Below are 4,235 nucleotides of genomic sequence, written 5' to 3' on the forward strand. Positions count from 1 at the left end.
CCCGATCCTCCGGGCCGCGGCTACTTTTTCGGTTTCGCTTTGGGCGGCTTCCCCTTGGCCGCCGGCGGAGGCGGCGGGGGCGGCGCGGCACGGTGCCAGTAGGCCTTTGAGTGCCAGTATTTCTCCCGCTCCCACTGCTTCCAGTAGCGGTTCACGTCCACCCACCGGACCCGCACATGCCCCGGCGGCAGCGCCCGCCAGCCGGTCGGCAACTTGACGATGACCGACGGCACGTCGACCACCGCCACCCGGACCCACGGCCCGTTGAAGCTCACCGCCCGGAACCAGACGTCCCGGTACGGCCGCCACCAATGCCCCCGGTAGAAGAAGAAGTCATCGTCACGGTCGGGGATGAAATAGATGTACGTCTCGGGGATTACCACGAGCTGAGGATCCCGGTCAAAATGCACCACCGGCAGGACGATGTTGATATCCACGTCTGCCGCGCCGACCGGGATCGTGAGGATCAGTCCCAAGAAGATCGTTCTCAAGATTGTGTTCATCGGAACGCCTCCATTGGAATGCCGGCATGATATCCCCGCAGACCGGCGGCTGTCAAACCCGCCGGCGAAAATTGCGGCGGCTCAGTCGCAGCGAGCCGTGTCGCAGGGGTCCGGCGCGACGGGGCGATCCCGCCCGGCCAGCCATCCCTCCCAGACCCGCAGCCCCGCCACACCCGCCACCACCAGCGCACCGCCCGCCGCCTGCGGCAGGGTGAGGCGCTCACCGAGCAGTGCGTAGGCGATGACCGCAGTGAAGGGCGGTTCCAGCGTGGCGATGAGGTTCACGATCCCCGACGGCAGGTGGGTCAGACTCACGTTGTACAGCCCGAAGCCGGCCACGGTGGGCCCGACGGCCAGCAGCACCAGCACCCCCCAGCCGGCCCAGGCGTCGCCCAGCGCAGCAGCTCGACGGGCCGGGCTGCTCCGCCCGCTGCCGCCGCCCCGGGGGTCAGATTGAGCACCAGAAGAAACAGGGTGGCGAAGCCGAAAATGTAGAGCAGCGCGGTCCAAGGATCCAGACCCCGCCGCGACGACGATCGACCCATCAGGCTGTGGGCCGCATAGCCCAGGCCCGACAGGAGACCGAGGAGGATTCCGCCCGGTTGCGTCCGCCAGACGGCGGGGTCCGCCGCGTCCGACACCAGGGCGCAGCCGGCGAACGCGGAGCCCACCGCCAGCAGCCGGGCCCAGTCGAGGCGCTCCCCCAGCAACCGCCAGCCCAGCAGCACCGTGAACGCCGCCGATGAGTACACCAGCACCGTGGCCACCGCCGCGCCGTTGGCGGCTACCGAGAGGGTCCAGAACGCGTTGAACGCCGCCAGCACCAGGCCCCAGCCGGCGAGAAAGGCAATGTCGCCGCGGCCCACGCGGAGCCGGCGCGGGGCGACCAGGGCCAGCGCCGGGGCGAGCACGGCCACCACGAAGAGGTCCCGCCAGACTGCGAGCGCCAGCGGCGCCAGCGTGTAGTTCAGGGTCAGATAGCGGATGAAGATTGCCGTGGTGGACAGAATGGCCGCGCTGGCGATCGCCAGGGGAAAGCCGCGGGCCAGATTGGATCGCTCCGAAATCATGGGGTGTCTTCGCCCGACACTGTACACTCGTTCCCGGCGGATCATACGTGGAATGAGATCCGCCGTACAGATCCAATTCTCGGGTGTTCCGACCCATCCAGTCAGGTTTTCTGGCTGTAGTGGCGCTTGAGCCAGTCGCACAGGCCGTCCAGCCCGGGAAAGAGCACACGCTCGGTGACGTTGCTCTGGTCCAGCTTGTCGCGGATTTCCCACTTGAGCGCCGCCGGAATGATGAGGCGGCGGAACAGCTCCGGATGATGGTTCAGCCAGTCATCGATGGGGCGTGACGGGTTGGGCATCACCGAGAAGAGGGCGAACTGGTTGACGATGCGCTCGTCGATGGACGGCGGCTCCAGGAAAAGCAGGAACTCGCCGCCTGCGGCCAGCGCGTCGAAGTCCTCCAATGACTGGATCAGATGCTGGAACGAGCTCCCCTCATCCGCCTTGCTGTGGCCTTCAGCGTCGGCGGCCTTGGTGAGCTGGGATAGCAGCTCCACGGTGAACACGTCGGCGCCCTCCGCCCGAAGGGGCTCGCCCAGGGGCTGAGGCAGATGCGCGTGCACCTGATGCAGGTTCACCATCCAGACCACACCGTCGATGTCGAACCGCTCGATGTTGGCGGTGGCGAAGTGGAGCGCGGCCGCCGGCGAGTAGGTCCAGTCCAGGAGCCGGGTGGGGAGACCGTGGTGCTGGGCCACCGCCAGCAGGTGCCAGAACGAGGTGAAGTCGCCGAACAGCCCCTGGGCGTATTTGCGGAAGTTGCGCAGCAAGTGGCGCTCCATCTGCGCATATGGACCGCGAAGCCGGATCAACGACGATTCCAGAGCGTAGCCGGCGTCGGACAGTCCGCGGAAGACGTACGGCGAGCGGAACCGTCGGATGGCGGGATCCCACGACGCGTAGAACAGCTCGTCCTGGACCTGCGCCCAGGATGTGACCCGGATGTCGTTGCTCATGGCGCGGCTCCTGTTTCCGCCGGGATCGCGAAGGCCCGACCGTCGAGAGCGGTCAATCGGGGACGAACTCATCATCATTAAATCACATCTCGGTTGCAGAATGAAGGAGAGTGAGGAGTGAACACTAAACGGTGAACAGTGATATTCTTCGTGCTCGTAATCGTCATCTTCATCGTAATCGTGATCGTGATCGTAATCGTAATCGAACCGTTTTAAGGTTTGAAAGCTTGAAGGTATGAAGGTTCGCAGGTTCGCAAGTTCCAGGTTCGCAGGTTCGCAAGTTCCAGGTTCGCAGGTTCGCAGGTTCGCAAGTTCACGGAACCTTGTCGCCTTCCAGCCGAACCACTTTCACATGCTGGCCGTTGAGCTCGGCCACAATCTTCGGCGAACAGGTGTCGCTGAATTTGCCAAAGCACGATTCCAGATTGATCTCTCGAAGCCAGTAGATCACCTCGTTCAGTGAGATGAACGATACAGCGCGGTGCGGAGCGCCGCCGTCACGGCCGCCGGATCCGGCGCGCCGGCGGGGAGCGCCCGGCCGGGCACGCAAGCGGCGCGGGCCCATCCGAACAGCGCCGGCCCGTCCACCGCGTCGGTCGGACCGGCGTCGGTGGCCGTGCGGAACGCCTCGAGCAGCCAGGCGGTGCGGGGAAAGAGATGGAAATGGAGCCGGCGGTCCACCTCGCAGAACGAGAGGACGTACACACGGTCGGCCCCTGTCGCGACCTCGATGGCGGCGGCCGCCCGCGCCAGCATCTCGCCCAGGGCCCTAGCCGTCTCCGACGCGAGTCCGGCGAGGCGGGTGGCCCCGCCCGTCACCCGCAGGATCAGGTAGCCCGGCACGGTGCAGAAATCGGCCGCCTCCAGGTTGAAGCGGTCGTCCGCGGACACGCACTGCAAGTTCACACCATCTGACGCCATCCCACGCCTCCATCGAGTTGAATCGGATAAAGCCACAACTTGGTCGGATGCCGCCTGCGCCCGACCGGCGCTCACCTGAAGCTCGAGGCCTTCGGCGAACCGCAGGCGGGGGTTCGATTCCCGTCACAGCCCCGCCAGGAATGCCCGGATCACGGACCAGAAGCCGGCCGGATTGTCGACGTACATGGCGTGGCCGGCCCGGGGGACGAACGCCACCGGCCCCAAGCGCCGGGCGAGGGCCTCCGAGGTGAACCGGCCGCGGTTCCGCGCGCCGAAGACGAACAGCCGGGGCGTGTCCACCGCCTCCACCAGCGGCACTGTCACCTCGGCCCGCGACATGGCTACCAGGCTGACGCTGCAGCCGTGGAGCGTGTCAGGTCCGGCGCGCCGGAGCGTGCGCAGATACCCGGCCATCCCGCGCTGGGCCGCCAGCTCCGCCAGCAGCGCATCCCAGCCGCAGACCGAAAAGTCCTCCCGGCTTTGGGCGGCGACGCGCGCCGACAGGAAGGCGTCGTTTGCGTCGAGGTTCCCCTCGGCCAGGACCAACCCGGCCACCCGGGCGGCGCCCGAGTTGCGCAGTTGCTGGGCCAGCGCCAGGGCCACCGCGCCCCCCATGGAGTGACCGACGAGGACGATCTCCCGGATGCCTTCGGCGTCCAGCAGTTCGGCCAGTGCGGCGGCCAATCCCGTCATGGTCAGTCCGGCCATGTCAGCCGGCCGGTCCGACTCGCCGTGGCCGGGCAGGTCGGGGACCACCCAGCCGGCGAAATCCGTCCGGCGGCGGG

General features: G+C 67.2%; 6 protein-coding genes. All 6 read right to left on the bottom strand.

Features of this window, described 5'->3' with window-relative positions; translation table 11 throughout:
• Window positions 1-20 precede the first annotated feature (20 nt).
• Complete coding sequence (locus GX414_05515; protein ID NLI46548.1) at window positions 21-503, bottom strand: hypothetical protein; 483 nt, start codon at window positions 501-503, stop codon at window positions 21-23.
• A gap of 81 nt (window positions 504-584) precedes the next feature.
• Window positions 585-866, bottom strand: coding sequence for a DMT family transporter (locus GX414_05520; GenBank protein ID NLI46549.1), 282 nt, complete (start codon window positions 864-866; stop codon window positions 585-587).
• Window positions 815-1,573: a DMT family transporter gene (locus tag GX414_05525; GenBank protein ID NLI46550.1), complete on the bottom strand. Its 759-nt coding sequence runs from the start codon at window positions 1,571-1,573 to the stop codon at window positions 815-817. The genes GX414_05520 and GX414_05525 overlap by 52 nt, the downstream gene beginning before the upstream one ends.
• 101 nt (window positions 1,574-1,674) lie before the next feature.
• Window positions 1,675-2,529 (bottom strand): FRG domain-containing protein, encoded by an 855-nt coding sequence (locus tag GX414_05530; protein NLI46551.1) that lies wholly within the window; start codon window positions 2,527-2,529, stop codon window positions 1,675-1,677.
• 456 nt (window positions 2,530-2,985) lie between these two features.
• Entirely contained in the window at window positions 2,986-3,450 is a 465-nt protein-coding gene (locus GX414_05535) for a hypothetical protein (protein ID NLI46552.1), read from the bottom strand.
• A 123-nt stretch (window positions 3,451-3,573) separates the two neighbouring features.
• A partial coding sequence (locus tag GX414_05540; GenBank protein NLI46553.1) for an alpha/beta fold hydrolase occupies window positions 3,574-4,235 on the bottom strand: 662 nt, incomplete at its 5' end.

This window comes from Acidobacteriota bacterium, assembly GCA_012517875.1.
GTDB lineage: Bacteria > Acidobacteriota > JAAYUB01 > JAAYUB01 > JAAYUB01 > JAAYUB01.